The sequence below is a fragment of the Devosia sp. FJ2-5-3 genome (genome assembly GCF_029201545.1).
In the GTDB taxonomy this organism is placed as follows: Bacteria; Pseudomonadota; Alphaproteobacteria; order Rhizobiales; family Devosiaceae; genus Devosia.
Genome location: NZ_CP104007.1, coordinates 2,807,471 through 2,825,048, shown reverse-complemented (window position 1 = coordinate 2,825,048; position 17,578 = coordinate 2,807,471). Strand labels below are relative to the sequence as shown.

The following is a 17,578-nucleotide window of genomic DNA, read 5'->3' as shown; positions in this document are numbered from 1 at the left end:
AGCGCCGGAGCGCCACGCCTCAGAGCAGTTCGTACAGATAGACGTCGCCAGTGGTGTTCGTGCCAATCACCCCCGGAACTAGATTGGTGGCGTGGCTGACGAAGGCGAGCTTGCTGCCATCTGCGGACAGCCAGGGGCTGAGGCTTGAACCGTTGCCATGTGCCGTGATGTTCGACAGCACGCCATTCCGGTAGACGAAAATGTCATAGTCCCCGTTCGTCTCGACGACGCCATCGACGAGATTGCTGGCCTTGCTCGTAAACGCGATCGTGCTGCCGTCAGCAGAAATGACGGGATTGCCACTCTCGGCGTTGCCGTGGGCCGTGATGTTGGTCATCGTGCCGTTCCGGTAGACGAAGATGTCCGCCACCCCATTGTCGTCCACCACGCCATCGACAAGGTTGGTGGCCTGGCTCGTAAAGACGATCGTGCTGCCATCTGCCGAGACTCTTGGGTCGAGGTCGTAATAGGCGTCGTCGCCATTCGAGCCGGCCGTGATGTTGGTCAGAATGCCATTGCGGTAGACAAAGATGTCCGCAAAGCCATTGTTGTCGTCATAGCCCTCGATGAGGTTGGTGGCATCGCTGAGAAAGACCACCGTGCTCCCATCGGCGGAGATCGCGGCCATTCCGCTGTAATTATTGGCATTTGCGGTAATGTTGGTGATCGTGCCGTCCTTGTGAAGGAAGACGTTCATCTGTCCATTGGGTTCGGTCGCGTTCGGGTCGAGATTGCTGGCTTCGCTCGTGAACACGATCGCGCTGCCGTCGGCCGACACACTCGGAGTGAAGCTTGCCCTGTCAGCATGCGGAGTGAGGTTTATGATCGTCCCATCCCGGTAGACGAAGATGTTCTCGAACCCGTTGGTTTCCGTGACACCCGGGATCAAATCCTGCGCCGCGCTGAAAAACACGATGGTGCGGCCATCCACCGAAACTTCGGGATGGTAGCTGGCGCCACTGCCATGCGCGGTGATGTTGGTGATCGTGCCGTTGCGGTAGACGAGAACATCCATGACCCCATTGGTGTCGATGACGTTGGGGTCCAGTGTGGTGGCAAGGCTGCTGAAAGCGATGACGCTGCCATCGCCGGACATCTGGGGGGGATAACTCGGTATCTGCGAGTTCGGCGTGAGAAGCGTAAGGCGCTCGTCATCGACGATCGTGGCGTGCGCACTGGCTGTGGTGATCGCCACGCCGTCGCTGGGCCCGGAGATGGTGGCAATGACCGTTTCGTCGCCCTCGGCCCGCGTGTCATTGATCGGCGTTACCGTAAAGCTCGCCGTGGTCGCCCCCGCGACAAAGCTCAGTTCTCCATCAACGAGGGTCGTCGTATAGTCGGTACCGGCCACCGCAGTGCCGGTGAGCGCGACAGAGATCGTCGCCGCATCCAGGGCGCCAACGCGCGTGACCGTATAGGTGATCGCTGCCCCGCTGCCTTCGCCCACGGCGGCATTAGACGCCGAGATGGAATAGGAAGGCGAGGGTGGGGCGCTGCCACCGCCGCCATTGCCCGTTTCGGTCGGGTTCAACAGCTTGGAGACCCACTGCTCCAAAACCAGCGTGCCGGATGGATCGGCCGGGTTGAGTTCGCTGAGAAATTGCCGGCCGATCGCCGCTGCATCCGTGCCGGCATAGGCCGCGATCTCCTCCGGCGTGTCGAGGCTTGCCGTAAAGGCTTCCGCGGCGGCGACCTTGGCGGCCAGAACGTCGAGATCAGCGCTTTGCGCCCCGTCGAAGATGTTGATGGCGATGGTCTCGATGGACTGTTCGCCGTTCTCGAGCGCCGCGATGAAGTGGGCAAGCCCATCCGCATCGGCTTCCCGGTTGAACAATGCAAGGTAGATCGAACCGATGATTTCGGCCGGAGTCTTGTGTTCGACGCGGTCGAGATATTCGGGCGTTGCCGTCAGCGTTCCGATCAGGGCACTCAGATTTGCGCCATCATTGGTGATGTCCCTCCAATAGGCGAGGCCCTCAGGATCTGCCGGACGGCCAAAGAGCGCGACATAGATACCCTGAATGCTTGCCATGATCGTAAAGTCCAATGGGATAAAATAATTTGATGCCCATCAGTGATTTAAATTCCTAACAGAAGTTTCAATCGCCGGGGCGTCTCGAGCGCATCGCTGCAGCTGTTCCCATGGTGATTGAAATTGAGGTTACCAAACTACCCCGATTGTTCACCGCCCCCGATGGCACGCCACTGCCAGCGCTCCAGCGCGGTAAAGCCATCATGGATCAGCAGCGCCAGCGCGCCGACGATCAATCCACCCTGCACGACAAAGGCAGTATTGCCCGATTGCAGCCCGGCAATGATCACCTCGCCAAGCGTCCGCGCGGCGACCGTCGATCCGATGGTGGCGGTGGAAAGAGCTATGGTTGTCGAGAGGCGCAGCCCCGAGAGGATGAGCGGCAGGGCCAGCGGCAGCTCGACGCGCATAAGCCGCTGCAGCGGTGTCATTCCCATCCCCTTGGCGGCCTCGGTGACGGCCGGGGGAAGGCCCGCCAACCCGGTAAGCGAGTTCTCGAAGATCGGCAGCAGGCCATAGAGAAACAGCGCGACCAAGGTCGGTGTCGTCCCAAATCCCAATATCGGCACGCAGAGCGCCAGCACCGCGACAGGGGGGAATGTCTGGCCGATATTGGCAATGGCCCGCGATACCGGCAGGAACTCCGCCCCAAAGGGGCGTGTCACCAGAATGGCAAGGCCCACCGCCAACAGCGCTGAGGCGGTGATGGCAGCAAAGACGATGGCCAGATGGCTCAGCGTCAGCGAAACGAGGCTGCCCTGATTATAGACGGCAACCTGTCCCGGCCGGGCAAACAGGGAAAAGAAGAAGTCGAAATCACCCGGGCGGATGATCACCCAAGCCAGCAGAGCCGCCGCGCCGAGGCGGAGAAGGAACCCCGTTCTGATCACGGCTTGGCCGCCAGGGCGCCCAGCTTTTCGAGCGTGATAACCCCCACGATCGCGCCGTCCTTCTGCACCGGAGCAGCCCTGCGCCTCGACCACAAGAGCTCGGAATAGGCGTTGCGAAGGCTCATGCCCATCTCGAAAGCTTCGCCCTCCGCCATGCCCGGCTCGACATGCTCGCCGACGCTCGACAGCGACAACAGCCGAAACGCACGGTCCGTCGTGCCCACCAGCTCGCGCACATAATCCGTTGCCGGATCGGCGATGATCTCGTCGGGCGGCGCGCATTGCAGGAGCTTGCCTTTGTCCATCACGGCAATGCGGTCACCAAGTTGGATAGCCTCGTCCATGTCGTGGGTGACGAGCATGATGGTCGTGCCGAATTTGGCCTGGATGCGCTTGAGGTCCTCCTGCGCCTTGCCCCGCGTTACCGGGTCGAGGGCGCCGAATGGCTCGTCCATCAGCAATATGTTCGGCTCTGCCGCCAGCGCGCGCGCCACGCCGACACGTTGGCGCTGCCCGCCGGACAATTGGTGCGGCATGCGATGGCGAAAAAGCTCGGGCTCGAGTTGAAAAAGCTCCAGCAACTCATCCACACGACTCGCGATTTTGCCTTTGCTCCACCCCAGAAGTCGCGGCACTGTCCCGACATTCTGTGCGATGGTCCAATGCGGAAAGAGCCCATTTCCCTGGATCACATAGCCCATATGGCGCCGCAATTCGTAGGCGGGAACGCTCTTGATGCTGCGCCCGTCGACCCGGATATCGCCCGCGCTCGGTTCCTCCAGCCGGTTGATCATGCGCAACAGCGTGGTCTTGCCCGAGCCGGAGGTGCCCACCAGCGCGCAGATCGTATTCGGCTTGACCACGAGGCTTACCCCGTCGACGGCCCGCGTATTGGGATAGGCTTTGACGACATTTTCGATTTCGATCACGGCGGCGCCATCCTTCCCGAAGACATCTCGATAAAACTGTCGAGGATGACAGCGGCCGCAAAAGCCAGCACCACGGTCGGCACGGCGCCCAAGAGAACCAGATCCGCCGCCGTCTGCCCGATCCCCTGGAACACGAAGACCCCAAAGCCGCCGCCGCCGATCAGTGCGGCGATTGTTGTGAGCCCGATATTCTGCACGAGCACGATGCGAATGCCCGTGAGGATCACGGGCAGCGCCAGCGGCAACTCCACCTGCGCCAGCCTCTGCATGCCGCTCATGCCCATGCCGCGCGCAGCCTCGACGGTGGCCGGGGGCAGTCCCGTCAAGCCCACAAGCGTATTGGCCACCACCGGCAGCAGCGCATAGGCCACCAGCGCAACCATGGCCGGCGCCGTGCCGATGCCCGATATTCCCGCGGCACTTGCCCCCGGGACATTGGCCGCCACCCACGCCAGCGGCACGATCAGCATGCCGAAAAGCGCGATCGAGGGAATGGTCTGGATCACGTTCAGCACGCCCAGCGTTATCCGCCGCATCTTTTTGATTTTGTAGCTGGCGATCCCCAGCGGAACGCCAATCGCTACGGCCAGCGCGACCGAGGCGAGGGCAAGCAGGACATGGGTCTTCGCCTCGCTCCAGAATGCTGGAGCCCGGCTTTGATATTCCTTGAGGATCGACAACTCGCTCCAGGCCCCGCTCCAGAAGAAGACGCAGACGACGCCGATTGCCAGAGCCAGGAGTCCCAATCGCTGCATGGGCTGCATTTTTCGCCGTGCCAGCGCATCGGTCAGCATCAGCGCCAGCGCGAAGGCGATCAGCCAGAAGCCGGCCCCGATCGAAACGCGCGCATAGCTGTTCTCCTCAGGGGCCAACCCGTTCGCAGCAACGCCAATGCACATGGCCACGATGACAAGCGCCACGGCGCTGACCCCGAGCTTTACCGGGTCCGAAGCCCTGACCAGAGCCGCAGCAAGGGCTGCGCCCATAGCGACCAGCATACCGGCAAGCGCGAGCGGGGGCAGGGCTTCCCAGAGGAGCAGTCCATCCCCCGGCACGATCCGATTGGCCTTGAACACGGCAAAGGGCAGGAAAAATCCTGCCCCGGCGATGATCGTGATCAAGACCCCGAGCGGATCGAGGCGAAGCCCGCCCGCATTCTCACGCCTTGCCGATAGTGCAATGCTCATTGACGCCCCTTGGCGGCCTTCCCGACGCGAGGACTAATCGAGAAAGCCATTCTGCGTCAGGAAGTCAGTCGCCACTGCAGCCGCCGGCTCACCGCCAAGCTGCACACGCCCGTTAAGGTCCTGCAGGACTTCAATGCTGAGCGCTTCGAACACCGGCTTCAGCAACTCCTCGATCTGCGGATATTGCTTCAGCACTTCCTCCCGGATGATCGGGGTTGGCTGATAGACCGGCTGTACGCCCTTGTCGTCATCGAGCACCACGAGCCCGGACGCGCTGATCCCGCCGTCCGTGCCATAGACCATGGCGGCATTGACGCCATTGGTCTGCTGCGCCGCCGCAGCGATGGTCGCGGCCGTATCGCCGCCTGACAGCACCACCAATTGGTCCGGCGTCAGCGTAAAGCCATAGACTTCCTGGAATTTTGGCAAGGCAGGAGGCGAGTTGACGAATTCCGAGGAGGCCGCCAGCTTTACCGCGCCGCCGCCCGCCACCCAAGCTCCGAATTCGGAGAACGTCGTCAGCCCATTAGCCTCGCCCAGGTCGCTGCGCAGGGCGACGGCCCAGGTGTTGTTCGCCGGCGACGGCGTCAGCCAGACAATCTTGTTGGCTTCATAATCGAGCCGCGCCACCGTATCATAGGCTTCGGCGGCATTGTTCCAGATGGGTTGGTCCGCCCGGTCGAAGAAGAACGCGCCATTGCCGGTATATTCGGGGTAGATGTCGATCTCGCCGGCGATGATCGCCTCGCGCATGATCGGTGTCGCGCCAAGCTGGATCCGATCTTCCACCGCGATGTCATTATTCTCGAGCACCTGCTTGATGACATTGCCGAGGACACCACCTTCGGTATCGATCTTGGATGAGACGACCACTTGGGCCGAAGCCGTGCCGGTCATTAAAACCAGCGCCGCGAGCGCGCCGACTGCGAGTTTGCCGTCTATCATTGCCTGAACCACCCTTCGTTCTATCAGATTTTGCCAGATTACGACGCGTCGCGCAGAATTCAGGCTCTCGACAAACGCCTCGTAACCGCGCTGGTTCCTCCAAGACATCTGCGCTTCATCTCAGTGCGCCGGGTGGATCAATTTCTGCGTCCCGCCCGTTAGGCCCTTCATACGCACCTGGCCCCTGGCTGGATTATGGAGACGCATCATGCTTCGTTCATTTCTCATCGGCCTCGCAGCAGGACAGCGTGGGATAACCCCACTCGCCGCCATCGCGCTCGCCACCTATCGTGGTGAAATCAGGCCGTCGCTGCCGTTCCAGAGTCTGTTTCGCAATCCCCTTGTCACCGCCGGCGCCACTGCCTTTGCCGCCGCTGAGATGGCCGGCGACAAGATGAAATCTGCCCCCGACCGCATCGTGCCGATCGGTCTCGCCGTGCGCAGCGTCACCGCCGCCTATGCCGGAGCGGCGCTGGCGCCCAAAGGGCAGCGCCAGCTCGGCGCGGTCATCGCTGTGGGGACGGCGCTCGCCTCCTCCTATATCGGCTGGCGTCTGCGCTGCGCCGCCATGGAACGCTACGGCCAGACCTCGACGGGCCTTGTGGAAGACGCCATCGTCATGTCGGGAGCGCTTGCCGTGGCCACCCCGCAGCTGATGGGCACGACGGCGCTGCTCGAACCGCCCCGGCATTGAACCTGAGAGTGACCCTCCGCTGCAAAAAAACCAGTTGTGATTTGCCTGGGACCGCCGGCGGCACCACATAAATGACATGGCCAGCAAACTGACGCTTGTTCTCGGATTGACACTTTTGGCGCTGCAGCCCGCTGTGGCGGCGTGCCCGCCTCCGCCTGCCGGCAGCACGGCGGAGGAAATCAGGGCGCATGGACAGCGGCTGCTCTGCTTCCAGCAGCAATTGGCGGAGGACGCCGAGCGGCAAAAGCTGCAGACCGATATCGATGTCCTCAGCCGCACCCTTGACGACCTGCAGCTTCAGAACAAGTTCAACGCGCTCCCGCGTCCCGAGACCATGTTCCCGGCCGTCGTCCTGCCCTGAGCCGATGAGCGGCGTCAGCCGCGATGGAAGAAGGCCGCAATCCTGTCCACGATGCGGTCTGCCAGCTCTTCCTTGCTTCCGGCCCCGAGATCGGTAACGCCGTCCCTCGCCACCTGCAGGATATGATTTCGGTCCCCACCGAACACGCCTTTGTCGGGCGAGACATCATTGGCGAGGATCCAGTCCGCGCCCTTTGTCGCGAGCTTGTCTCCGGCGTGGGCGAGGAGGTCATCCGTCTCCGCCGCAAAGCCCACGACCAGTTTCGGCCGCTGTTCATGATGGCCTATGGTCTTGAGAATATCCGGGTTTCGCACCAGGCGGATGGAAAGTTCCTCGTCCTCCCCGCCGCGCTTCTTGATCTTGCTCGAGGCTATGGTGGCCGCGCGCCAGTCCGCTACGGCAGCCACGAAAATCGCGCCGTCGGCCGGCAGGCTTTCTGTCGCCGCCGCAAGCATTTCGGCCGCCGTCTTCACGCGTACCATCTGCACCCCCGCCGGGTCAGGCAGCGAGGTCGGGCCCGAGATCAGCCGAACATTCGCCCCTTCATGGGCGAGCGCTGCCGCGATCGCGTGGCCCTGCTTGCCCGAGGACCTGTTGGAAATAAAGCGCACCGGATCGATCGGCTCTTCGGTGGGGCCAGACGTAACGAGAAACGACAGTCCCTCAAGCCGCCTGCGCGAGGGAGCCAGAAGGCGCTCCGCTGCAGCGACGATGGCAAGGGGTTCTGACATGCGCCCGAGCCCGGCTTCCCCGGACTCCGCCATTTCCCCTCTGTCCGGCCCGACAAACGCGATACCGTCCGCCCGCAGCGTCGCCAGATTGCGCTGCGTTGCCGGATTGTCCCACATCTTCGGGTTCATCGCCGGCGCAAACAGCACCGGACTGCTGCGGGCTAGCAGGATCGCGCCGGCAAGATCGCTCGCGAGGCCCAAGGCCGTCCGCCCAATCAGATCGGCCGTCGCCGGCGCAACGATGATGAGGTCGGCCTCCCGTGCGATCCGAATATGCCCCACATCGGCGCCCGCAATCGGCTCGAACAAATCGGTCGCGACGGGCACGCCGCTAACCGCCGCCAGCGTGGTCGCGGTGATGAAATTGTTTGCCGCCTCGGTCATCACGCACCGCACACGCGCGCCCCGTTCACGCAGCCGCCGCACCAGGTCAGGGCTTTTGTAGGCCGCAATGCCCCCGGAGACGATGAGGAGGAGCTGTTTGTCGCGAAGGCTCATGTCTGCTCCTGCCGGGCACGGGCGATTTCGAAGCCGCGGGCGCGCTGGTCGGCGCGCAAGGCGCGAGCCGCATCGAGGTCGATGTCGAAGACGCGGACCTGGCTGCGCCCCAATGTGCGCAGCATCTGGGAACTCGTCTCCGGATCCGGGTGGGCAAGCCCCGCGATCCCCGAGCTGGGAAGGTCGCCGCCGGTCCGCACCGGATAGGCCCAATCGCTTACCGCGACGAAGGCCGCCTGCTCAAAGGCCCGGGCAATCATGGCATGGCGCCAGCGCGCCCGCGCCATGTCGGGACTGCTCTTGCGGCTCACCGACAGGGCAGGGACGAGGATCAGATCCGGCGCCACATCGAGCGTCCGATAGGTTTCCGCGTGGAAAAAATCAGCACAGACCGAGACGAAGCATTCCACCCCATTGATGCGGAAGCTCGCCCCCGCGCGGTCACCGGGGCGCGCAAATTGGCGCTCCCGGCCATATGGGTTGGCTTTCTGGTAGTGCGCGATGATGTCGCCCAGAGGGTCGACGACGATGCCCTGGTTGGGCGGCTGGACCTGGGAAGTGTCGAACTGGCTCCCACCCACCACGTGGCAACCGAAGGCCCGCGCCATCTCGGCAATGGCCGAGGCATATTCGCTCGCGCTATATCCCTCGCCGATGACTTCGGGCAGCAGGATGATGTCGCCTGGCTCGCCCGTGAAACCGTGCCGTTTGAGCGTGGCGGCAGCCCGGCCGATATCGGTTCCGTCTGCCAGTCTGGCCTTTGGCTGCGTCAGGACGATTCTCACGCGGGCGCTCCAGTTTTTGTTCCGACATGCACATGGCCAGTCAGAACCGGAAAATCAACCGCAAGTCTTCTATGCCCCGGAAGCAAGCGCCATGTCGCTGTCGCCTTCGACCAGTTCCAGCGGCACGATTTTTCGCACCACACCGAGCGGATAATGCGCGCTGTAGTCGGGCATGTTGGCCAGCAGCGCCTCGGCCAGCGAGATGCCCAGATCGCGCAAGGACAGCCTGAAACAGGTAAGGCGCGGCACCAGATAATGCGCCTGCGGACTGTCGCGCCCGATGATGGCGATATCCCGCCCCGGCACGAGGCCGGTCTCGTAAAGCCCGTTATAGAGCCCCAGCGACATCACTTCATTGGTGAGGATAAACCCGGTCGGTCGCTGCTCCGGCGCCATGCCGGCAATCGTCCGGGCGATCTCGTGGCCCCCACGCTCATTGGGCGCGGTCCGGAACACCAGCGCCTCGTCATACGCGATCCCGTGCCGGGCCAGCGTCGTCCGATAGGCGTCGAGGAAGACGAACCCCAGATTGGTATCGTCGCGCGGCGCGAACACGCCGATCCGCCGATGCCCCTTGGCCACCAGCCGCGAAACCCCGACCTCCGCCATGCCTTCGAAATCGAGATCGAGCCAGGGGTGGCCCGCGTCCGTCTCCGAGCGCCCCAGCGCGATGAAGGGAATCTTCCGGCCGGCGAGAAAATCGATGCGATGATCCCTGCGCTTGGTCGCCGATATGATCAGCGCGTCGGCAAAACCACGTGCCACGATACGCTGCATATAGGCGTCCGGGTCTTCCTCGGAGGAACAGAGCAGGGCAACGAGATCGAGTTGATGGCGCGCAAACACCGTCTGCACCCCATCGAAGACGCTCATGAAGAACACATCGCCTTCGCCGGTAATGTCCGAGCCGGTCTGCATCATGAAGCCGACCACCCCGGTCGATCCCTTGCGCAGGGCGCGGCCGGCCTGGTTGGGCACATAGCCCATGGCAGCGGCCGCCTCGAGCACGCGCTGGCGCGTCGCCTCGTTCACATCCGGCTTGCCATTGAGTGCCCGCGACACAGTGCCGATCGAAATATTGAGCTGCTGCGCCAGGCGCCTGATGCCGGTCATGCTTTCTGGCTTCCTCCATCGGCCTGGTGCGCTCCAGAAACGTTTACGATTTCCCATTGACACGTCCGCCGTTCAAATAATAGCGTCGTAAACGTTTACGGCCAGTTTCGAAATGCCGAATACGGCAGCGACGCTCAGGGCCCGTCGGGAGGAAGTCTTGGTATTCAGAGCGGTTCTGGCCGGTTGCGGCGCCATGTCCAAAGGCTGGCTCACAGCCCTTCGCGAGCACGACCTGCTCAAGGGCAGGGTGGAGATCGTCGGGCTCGTCGATCTCGATCTCGCCACCGCGTCCGCGCGGGCCGCTGAGTTCGGCCTCTCCGCCGCCAGCATCGGTACCGACCTCGACACGGTGCTAGGCGAGACCAAGCCCGATCTTCTTTTCGACGTCGTCGTTCCTCCCGCCCGCGCCGGCGTGGTCGAAGCCGGCCTCCGCCATGGCTGCCACGTGCTCAGCGAAAAGCCGATGGCGGCGAGCCTCGCGGAGGCCCACCATCTTCTTGCCGAGGCGAAGGCCGCCGGCCGCATTCACGCCGTGGTGCAGAACCGACGATTCATTCCCGGCGTCAGGCGCCTTCGCCGTCTCATCGAATCCGGCGCCATCGGCGAGCTGGCCAGCCTCAATTGCGATTTCTTCATCGGCGCCCATTTCGGCGGTTTTCGCGATGAAATGGAAAACGTCCTGCTGCTCGACATGGCCATCCACACGCTCGATGCCGCCCGCTTCATGTCCGGCAAGTCGCCTCGCGCCGTCTATTGCCTGCAGACCAATCCGCCGGGCTCCTGGTATCGCCACGGCGCCGCCGCCAATGCGATCTTTGAGTTGGACGATAATGTCGTCTTCAACTATCGCGGCTCCTGGGCTGCCGAGGGGGCCAATACCTCCTGGGAAAGCGCGTGGCGCATTGTTGGCAGCAAGGGCACGGTGCTCTGGGATGGCGCTGACGCCTTCCAAGCCAATATCGCCACCGGCGACACCGGCTTCTTCCGCGATCTTACCGCCATCGATATCCCGCCACCCGCGGACGACACGCAGACGCACGGCCATGCCAGCGTCATCGCCGACTTCCTCACCGCCATCGAGACCGGCCGTCCGCCGGAAACCGTTTCATCCGACAACATAAAAAGCCTCGCCATGGTCTTCGCTGCGATCGAAAGTTCGCGCCTGGGCCAACGCGTTGCTATCGACATTTAGGAACACTGCATTGACCGACCCAGCCAAATCCATCCGCATCGGCACCATGGTCTCCGCGTCAGCCGGCAAGGCGGCAGAGCGTATCGCTGAAATCGCCGATCTCGGCTTTGAGAGTTTTGAGCCGTTCTTCTGGCAGACCACCAATGGTCAGGACCTTGCCGAGCTGGGCAAGCGCAGCCGCGACGCCATCGGCGATCGCGATATTACGATCTCGACCCTGGGCATGTTCGGCAATGTGCTGGAAGACCAGGAGATGGACCGCCAGACCCTGCAGGGCTGGAAGGACTGCATCGACAACGCCCACCATTTCGGCGCCAGTTGCGTCGCCGGCTTTACCGGGCGCATCCGTAACAAAGTGCTGACCGATAGCCTGCCCCAATACAAGAAGGTCTGGACCGAGCTGGCCCAACGCGCCGCCGATAGGGGCATCCGCATCGCCTTTGAAAACTGCGCCATGGACGGCAATTGGCAGACCGGCGACTGGAACATCGCGCACAATCCCGATGCCTGGGAGTTGATGTTCAACGAGACGCCCCAGGACAATATCGGACTCGAATGGGAACCGTGCCACCAGATGGTCTATCTCATCGATCCGCTGCCACAGATCCGCAAATGGGCGCACAAGATTTTCCACGTCCACGGCAAGGACGCCACCATCCGCTGGGACGTCATTCGCGAGCACGGCATCTTCGGCAAGCATCCCTTCGTCTTCATGCGCACGCCCGGCTTTGGCGACAGCAATTGGACCGACATTATTTCCGAGCTGCGCCTCGCCGGCTGGTCGGGCTCCATCGACATCGAGGGCTGGCACGACCCGGTCTATCGCGATGCGCTTGAGATGACCGGGCAAGTTCACGGCCTCAATCATCTTAAGGCCGCGCGCGGCGGCGCCCATGTGAATGTATGACAATAAGTATGACTATTGACGAGGCTTGAGAAACCGTTTTACCTAACCTGAGAAAAGGGTTTTCCATTGAGGTATCGGGACGTGATCAAGGCTGAGCGCATCCGCATCTATGACGTCGCCCGCGTGGCAGGCGTCAGCGTTGCGACTGCGTCCAAGGCCCTGAACGATACCGGCCGGATGACCGAGGAAACCCGTACCCGCGTGAAGCAAGCGGCGGCGAGCCTCGGCTTCCGCCCCAATGCGATGGCGCGGGCGCTGACCCAGCAACGCAGTTTCACCATTGGCCTGCTCACAAATGACACCTATGGCCGCTTCACCCTGCCGGTCATGGCCGGGATCAACGAAGCGCTGATCGATCACGGCGTCTCGGTCTTTCTGTGCGGCATCGAGGACGATGCGGCGCTGGCGAAGATCCATGTCGACGCCATGCTGGACAAGCAGGTCGATGGCATCATCGCCACCGGCAAGCGCATCGACCGTCGCCTGCCTGTCGATCTCTCCAATCTTCCCGTGCCCGTCGTCTATGCCTTCACCGATGGCCCGGACGATGCGGTCACCCTTGTCTCGGATGACGCCCTCGGCGGCCGCCTCGCCACCCAACATCTGCTCGACCTTGGCCGTCGCAACCTCGTCCATGTCACCGGCCCCGAGAGTTTTGCCTCGGTATCGGCCCGTGCCACCGCCTTTCGCGCATTGGCCGGGGCGGGGGCGTCCGTCCTGCATGGTCCATGGTCCGAGGCCTGGGGGCACGAAGCGATCGCTCAACTATGGGCCGACCCCGAACCGCCCGATGGCATTTTCTGCGGCAATGACCAGATCGCCCGCGGCGTCGTCGATGCCCTGCGCGAGCGCGGCGTTTCCGTCCCCCGAGATGTCGCCGTCATCGGTTTCGACAATTGGGAAATCGTCTCGGCGGCGACGCGCCCGCCGCTCACCACCATCGACATGAATTTGAAGGAACTCGGCCGCGAGGCCGGACGCCTGATCCTGGAACTTGCCGAGGGCAAGCCGGTCGAGCCGGGCATCCGCACGCTGCCATGCAAACTCGTGGTCCGCCAGTCCTGCGGCAGTGGTCTGCCTGCCGCTCACGAAGAGGGAAGGGTGTCGCACGAGGCTTAGGGAGTGCTGCCACGGGCATTGGCGTGCCCATGGCAGCGAGGAAAGTACCGCTCGGGAAGAGGAAACCCGATGCGGCACGGATCGCGGCCGAGGCCGCAAGGGAGGATATAATGCAGTTTACCAAGTTCGGTCTATTGGCCGGTCTCGCCTTCGGCGCGTTGATTGCCGCAACGCCTGCTTACGCACAGGTAACGCTCAAGGTCTGGTCCATCGACGGCGTCGATCGTCCGGGCATCGCCGATACCTATTCCAAGGAATTCGATGACGCCAACGAGGATATCGTTGTCGAATATCGCGGCATCCCCTTCGATGAGATCGTCAACGAGACGCTGCGCGCCTTCGCCACCGGCAATGCGCCCGATATCGTCTCCTTCGACAATCCCGATTTCGCGCTGTTTTCTTCGCGCGGGGCTATGCTCGACATCACTGATCGCGTCGCGGCTTCCGATATCATCAGCAAGGCCGAATATTTCGCCGGCCCGCTCAATTCGGTCACCTGGGACGGAAAACTCTTCGGCCTGCCCAAATATACCGACACCATCGGTATCTTCTACAACAAGGATTTCTTCGCCAAGGCGGGCCTGACCGAGCCCCCCAAGACCTGGGACGAAGTCGCCGACTACGCCGCCAAGCTGACCGATCCCGCCAACAATATCTACGGCATCACCTTCTCGGCCCGCGCCGGCGAAGAGGGCACTTTCCAGTTCCTGCCGATCATCCAGATGTCCGGCGGTGGCGCCGACAAGGTGAATACCGAGGGCGCGGCAAAGGTCCTTGATATCTGGAAGAGCCTGATCGACAACGGCTATGCCAGCCGCGACGTGCTCAGCCTCGGCCAGTGGGATTCCACCGGCGTCTTCAATTCCGGCAATGCCGCCATGGCCATCTCCGGTCCGTGGGAAATCGACCGCATGGTCGAGGACGCCAAGTTCGATTGGGGCGTGGCTCTGCTCCCCACCATCGACGCCGACGATGAGCGCTCCTCCGCGCTCGGCGGCTTCAACTGGGGCATCATGGCCAACACCCAGCATCCGGACGAAGCCTTCCGCCTGCTCGAATATTTCGTCGACCAGGAAGACCGCATCTTCCCCGAGTTCGGCAATCTGCCGGCGCGTGGCGATATCGAGCTGCCGGTCACCGGCATCGAGAAAAAGGACGCGGCCCTCAAGGTCTTCCAGGAGCAGCTGCAGTTCGCTCAGCCGCGTGGCCCGCATCCGGAATGGCAGAAGATCTCCAAGGCCATCTATGACGCCGAACAGCAGGCCCTGACTGGCCAGATGCCGGCCATGGATGCGCTCAACCAGGCCCAGGCCACCATCGATACCATCTTCGGAAAATAGTCCTCCCGACCACTGGCCGGCCGGAGAACGCTCTGGCCGGCATTTTCTTCTGATGCCCTGGAGGATGCGGTGTCGCGTTTTTTCAATTGGCTGCGGGACGGGGTGGGGTTCGATATCCTCCTCGTGGGCGCCGCCCTGCTTTTCCTTGTCGCCCTGGCAGGCCTGCCGCTCATCTATAATGTGCTGATGAGCTTTCAGCAGGTGGACATGTTCACCCTCGGAGTGCTGTTCCGGCCCTTTGTCGGCTTCGACAATTACGTCGCCGTGGTGCGGCAGCCCGAATTCTGGCTCGTCACCCGCAACACGCTGATCTTCGTTTTCGGCTCGATGTCCGGACAGTTCGTGCTCGGCTTTGCGCTGGCGCTGTTCTTTGCCCAGAATTTCCCTGGCGCCTCCACCATCCGCGGCCTGTTCCTCGTCTCCTGGGTCATGCCCGGCCTTGTCGTCGGCGCCATCTGGAGCTGGATCCTCGCCGGCGATTTCGGCGTGCTCAATGTCATCCTCAAGAGCCTTGGCATCATCCAGTCCAACATCTTCTGGAAGTCGGACCCGAATTTCTCCATCTGGGCCGTCATCATCGCCAATATCTGGCTCGGTCTCGCCTTCAACATGCTGCTGCTCTCCGTGGGTCTCGCCGCCATCCCGCGCGATCTCTACGAGGCCGCCGAGCTCGATGGCGCCAATGCCTTCCAGCGCTTCTGGACCATCACCCTGCCGATGATGCGCCCCACCATTGGTGCGGTGCTCTCGCTGGGCCTCATCGGCACGCTCCAGCAGTTCGACCTCTTCCCCGCGCTCACCGAAGGCGGGCCCGCAAACACCTCCAACGTCGCCGGCTTCTGGTCCTGGCAATTGAGCTTCCAGCTCTATGACTTCGCCAAGGGCGCAACCGTCTCGGTCATGATGTTCCTGCTCGTGCTCTTTGCTTCAGTGATCTATGTGCGCTCGACGCGCCATGAGGTGCGCGGATGACCAAGACCTACACCCCCTGGTTCCTGCTCGTCGTGGCGCTGGCGCTCGCCGCGATCTATCTCTTTCCGCTCTATTGGATGTATGTCACCAGCCTCAAGACGGGCTCTGAGATTTTCGCCAATCCGCCGACCTTATGGCCCAACAATCCCAATGCGGGGATCTACCCGGAGGTCTGGGCCCGGCGGAACATGCCGGTCTTCCTCTCCAATTCCGTGCTCATCGCCTCCGGCGTAACCGCCATCACCGTGATCCTGGGCACAGGCTGCGCCTATGTGCTGGCCCGCTACCGCAATGTCTGGATCGATGTCGGCCTCTTCTGCGTGCTGATGCTGCAGGTCCTACCGGCCTCGGTCATGGTGACGCCACTCTTCGTCGGCTTCAACCAGATCGGCCTCCTCAATTACCCGCGCACCGCGGTGGTGCTGGCCGCCGCCGCCAAGGCCATGCCGTTCTTCGTCGTGCTGGTGCGCGCCACCTTCATGAGCGTCCCGCGCGAACTCGAGGAAGCCGCGCTGGTGGATGGCAATTCGCGCATCGGGGCCTTCTTCTCCATCGTCCTGCCCCTGGCGCGAAACGGCATTCTGGTCTGCGCCATCCTCACCTTCATGAGTGCCTTCGGCGAATACATCTACTCCAAGTCCATCATCCAGAGCCCCACCCAGCAGCCGGCCAGCGTTGGCCTCTCCGGCTTCCTTGGGCCCAACTCCACCGACTGGAGCTCGATCATGGCCTATTCGGCCATCTATGTGACGCCGATCCTCCTCGCCTTCGTCATCCTGCAGCGCCGCATTGTCTCCGGCCTCACCTCGGGAGCCCTCAAATGACCGCACAGATCGAGCTCATCGGCATCGACAAGCATTATGGGAGCTTCCATGCCCTCAAGACCATCTCGTTGACCATCGAAAAGGGCAGCTTCGTTGCCCTGGTCGGCCCCTCCGGCTGTGGCAAGTCCACGCTTCTGCGCTCCATCGCCGGCCTCGAAACCATCACCGCAGGCGAACTCAAGATCGCCGGAAAAACCATGACCGGCGTGCCGCCGCGCCATCGCGACATTGCCATGGTGTTCCAGTCCTACGCGCTCTACCCGCATATGACGGTGGAGGAAAACCTCACCTATTCGCTGCGCCTCCATGGCGTCGGCAAGGCCGAGGCAAAGGCCAAGGCCGCCGAAGTCGCGGCCACGACCGGTCTCTCCCAGCTCCTCGGGCGCTATCCCCGCCAGCTTTCCGGCGGCCAGCGCCAGCGCGTCGCCATGGGCCGGGCCATCATCCGCAACCCCAAAGCCTTCCTCTTCGATGAGCCGCTCTCCAATCTGGACGCGGCTTTGCGCGTCCAGATGCGCAAGGAGATCCGCGCGCTCCATGATCGCCTCGGCGCCACCTCGGTCTATGTTACCCACGACCAGATCGAGGCCATGACCATGGCCGACTGGGTCGTCGTCATGCGCGATGGCATCATCGAGCAGCAGGGCCGCCCACTCGACCTCTACGACAAGCCGGTCAATCGCTTCGTCGCCGGCTTCATAGGCTCACCGGCCATGAATTTCATCGACGGCCGCATTGCCGAGGCTGGCAGATCCGTAGTCCTCGCCGATGGCGCCGGTGAACTGCCATTGCCGCGCAGTCTCGAGCCGGGCAGGGCGGTGGTCGTCGGGCTGCGCCCCGAACATCTCCAGCCCGCCAGCACTGACGCCACCTTCCATCTGGAGATCGGTGTCATCGAATCCACCGGTTCCGCCACTTATCTGACCTCGCCCGATGGCGCGTTCCAGCTGGTTCAGTCCGAGCGCTCAAGCCTCAGGCCAGGCGATCGCATCGGCCTCTCCATAGCGCCCGAAAATATCCACCTCTTCGATCCGCAAACCGGCGTCGCACTCTAAGGGC

17 protein-coding genes are annotated in these 17,578 nt (G+C 62.8%); 9 read left to right on the top strand and 8 right to left on the bottom strand.

From position 1 onward, the window contains the following. Positions 1-19 precede the first annotated feature (19 nt). From N0P34_RS13695 to N0P34_RS13675, 5 genes are all read right to left on the bottom strand, one after another. Positions 20-2,032 carry a Calx-beta domain-containing protein gene (locus tag N0P34_RS13695; RefSeq protein ID WP_275603785.1) on the bottom strand — a complete coding sequence of 671 codons (2,013 nt, stop codon included), beginning with the start codon at positions 2,030-2,032 and terminating at the stop codon, positions 20-22. 137 nt (positions 2,033-2,169) lie between these two features. Continuing rightward, positions 2,170-2,865, bottom strand: a complete 696-nt coding sequence (locus tag N0P34_RS13690; protein ID WP_275606987.1) for an ABC transporter permease — start codon at positions 2,863-2,865, stop codon at positions 2,170-2,172. A 53-nt stretch (positions 2,866-2,918) separates the two neighbouring features. Next, the gene (locus tag N0P34_RS13685) at positions 2,919-3,851 is read right to left on the bottom strand and encodes an ABC transporter ATP-binding protein (RefSeq protein WP_275603784.1); all 933 of its coding nucleotides are present in this window, start codon (positions 3,849-3,851) and stop codon (positions 2,919-2,921) included. Then, a complete protein-coding gene (locus N0P34_RS13680) occupies positions 3,848-5,038 on the bottom strand; it encodes an ABC transporter permease (protein ID WP_275603783.1) in 1,191 nt (396 codons plus the stop codon). Before N0P34_RS13680 ends, N0P34_RS13685 begins: the two co-directional genes overlap by 4 nt. Positions 5,039-5,071: 33 nt before the next feature. Continuing rightward, complete coding sequence (locus N0P34_RS13675; RefSeq protein WP_275603782.1) at positions 5,072-5,983, bottom strand: ABC transporter substrate-binding protein; 912 nt, start codon at positions 5,981-5,983, stop codon at positions 5,072-5,074. Positions 5,984-6,191: 208 nt separating this feature from the next. Here N0P34_RS13675 and N0P34_RS13670 point away from each other — a divergent pair, with 208 nt between their 5' ends. Next, positions 6,192-6,677 carry a DUF4126 family protein gene (locus N0P34_RS13670; RefSeq protein ID WP_275603781.1) on the top strand — a complete coding sequence of 162 codons (486 nt, stop codon included), beginning with the start codon at positions 6,192-6,194 and terminating at the stop codon, positions 6,675-6,677. 76 nt (positions 6,678-6,753) lie between these two features. Next, positions 6,754-7,038: a hypothetical protein gene (locus tag N0P34_RS13665; protein WP_275603780.1), complete on the top strand. Its 285-nt coding sequence runs from the start codon at positions 6,754-6,756 to the stop codon at positions 7,036-7,038. A 14-nt stretch (positions 7,039-7,052) separates the two neighbouring features. Here N0P34_RS13665 and coaBC read toward each other — a convergent pair whose 3' ends face one another. From coaBC to N0P34_RS13650, 3 genes are all read right to left on the bottom strand, one after another. Further along, the gene (gene coaBC, locus N0P34_RS13660; RefSeq protein WP_275603779.1) at positions 7,053-8,267 is read right to left on the bottom strand and encodes a bifunctional phosphopantothenoylcysteine decarboxylase/phosphopantothenate--cysteine ligase CoaBC; all 1,215 of its coding nucleotides are present in this window, start codon (positions 8,265-8,267) and stop codon (positions 7,053-7,055) included. Further along, positions 8,264-9,052, bottom strand: coding sequence for a carbon-nitrogen hydrolase family protein (locus tag N0P34_RS13655; RefSeq protein ID WP_275603778.1), 789 nt, complete (start codon positions 9,050-9,052; stop codon positions 8,264-8,266). Before N0P34_RS13655 ends, coaBC begins: the two co-directional genes overlap by 4 nt. Before the next feature lie 69 nt (positions 9,053-9,121). Continuing rightward, positions 9,122-10,165 (bottom strand): LacI family DNA-binding transcriptional regulator, encoded by a 1,044-nt coding sequence (locus tag N0P34_RS13650; protein WP_275603777.1) that lies wholly within the window; start codon positions 10,163-10,165, stop codon positions 9,122-9,124. A gap of 157 nt (positions 10,166-10,322) precedes the next feature. On the opposite strand from N0P34_RS13650, the gene N0P34_RS13645 reads away from it, so the two are divergent. From N0P34_RS13645 to ugpC, 7 genes are all read left to right on the top strand, one after another. Continuing rightward, positions 10,323-11,357 (top strand): Gfo/Idh/MocA family oxidoreductase, encoded by a 1,035-nt coding sequence (locus N0P34_RS13645; RefSeq protein ID WP_275603776.1) that lies wholly within the window; start codon positions 10,323-10,325, stop codon positions 11,355-11,357. 10 nt (positions 11,358-11,367) lie between these two features. Beyond that, positions 11,368-12,264, top strand: a complete 897-nt coding sequence (locus N0P34_RS13640) for a sugar phosphate isomerase/epimerase (protein WP_275603775.1) — start codon at positions 11,368-11,370, stop codon at positions 12,262-12,264. 81 nt (positions 12,265-12,345) lie between these two features. Then, the gene (locus tag N0P34_RS13635; protein WP_275603774.1) at positions 12,346-13,383 is read left to right on the top strand and encodes a LacI family DNA-binding transcriptional regulator; all 1,038 of its coding nucleotides are present in this window, start codon (positions 12,346-12,348) and stop codon (positions 13,381-13,383) included. Positions 13,384-13,493: 110 nt separating this feature from the next. Next, the gene (locus N0P34_RS13630) at positions 13,494-14,723 is read left to right on the top strand and encodes a sugar ABC transporter substrate-binding protein (protein WP_275603773.1); all 1,230 of its coding nucleotides are present in this window, start codon (positions 13,494-13,496) and stop codon (positions 14,721-14,723) included. 69 nt (positions 14,724-14,792) lie between these two features. After that, positions 14,793-15,695 carry a sugar ABC transporter permease gene (locus N0P34_RS13625; protein WP_275603772.1) on the top strand — a complete coding sequence of 301 codons (903 nt, stop codon included), beginning with the start codon at positions 14,793-14,795 and terminating at the stop codon, positions 15,693-15,695. Next, a complete protein-coding gene (locus N0P34_RS13620) occupies positions 15,692-16,519 on the top strand; it encodes a carbohydrate ABC transporter permease (protein ID WP_275603771.1) in 828 nt (275 codons plus the stop codon). The genes N0P34_RS13625 and N0P34_RS13620 overlap by 4 nt, the downstream gene beginning before the upstream one ends. Then, the gene (ugpC, locus tag N0P34_RS13615; protein WP_275603770.1) at positions 16,516-17,574 is read left to right on the top strand and encodes a sn-glycerol-3-phosphate ABC transporter ATP-binding protein UgpC; all 1,059 of its coding nucleotides are present in this window, start codon (positions 16,516-16,518) and stop codon (positions 17,572-17,574) included. Before N0P34_RS13620 ends, ugpC begins: the two co-directional genes overlap by 4 nt. Positions 17,575-17,578: the final 4 nt, after the last annotated feature.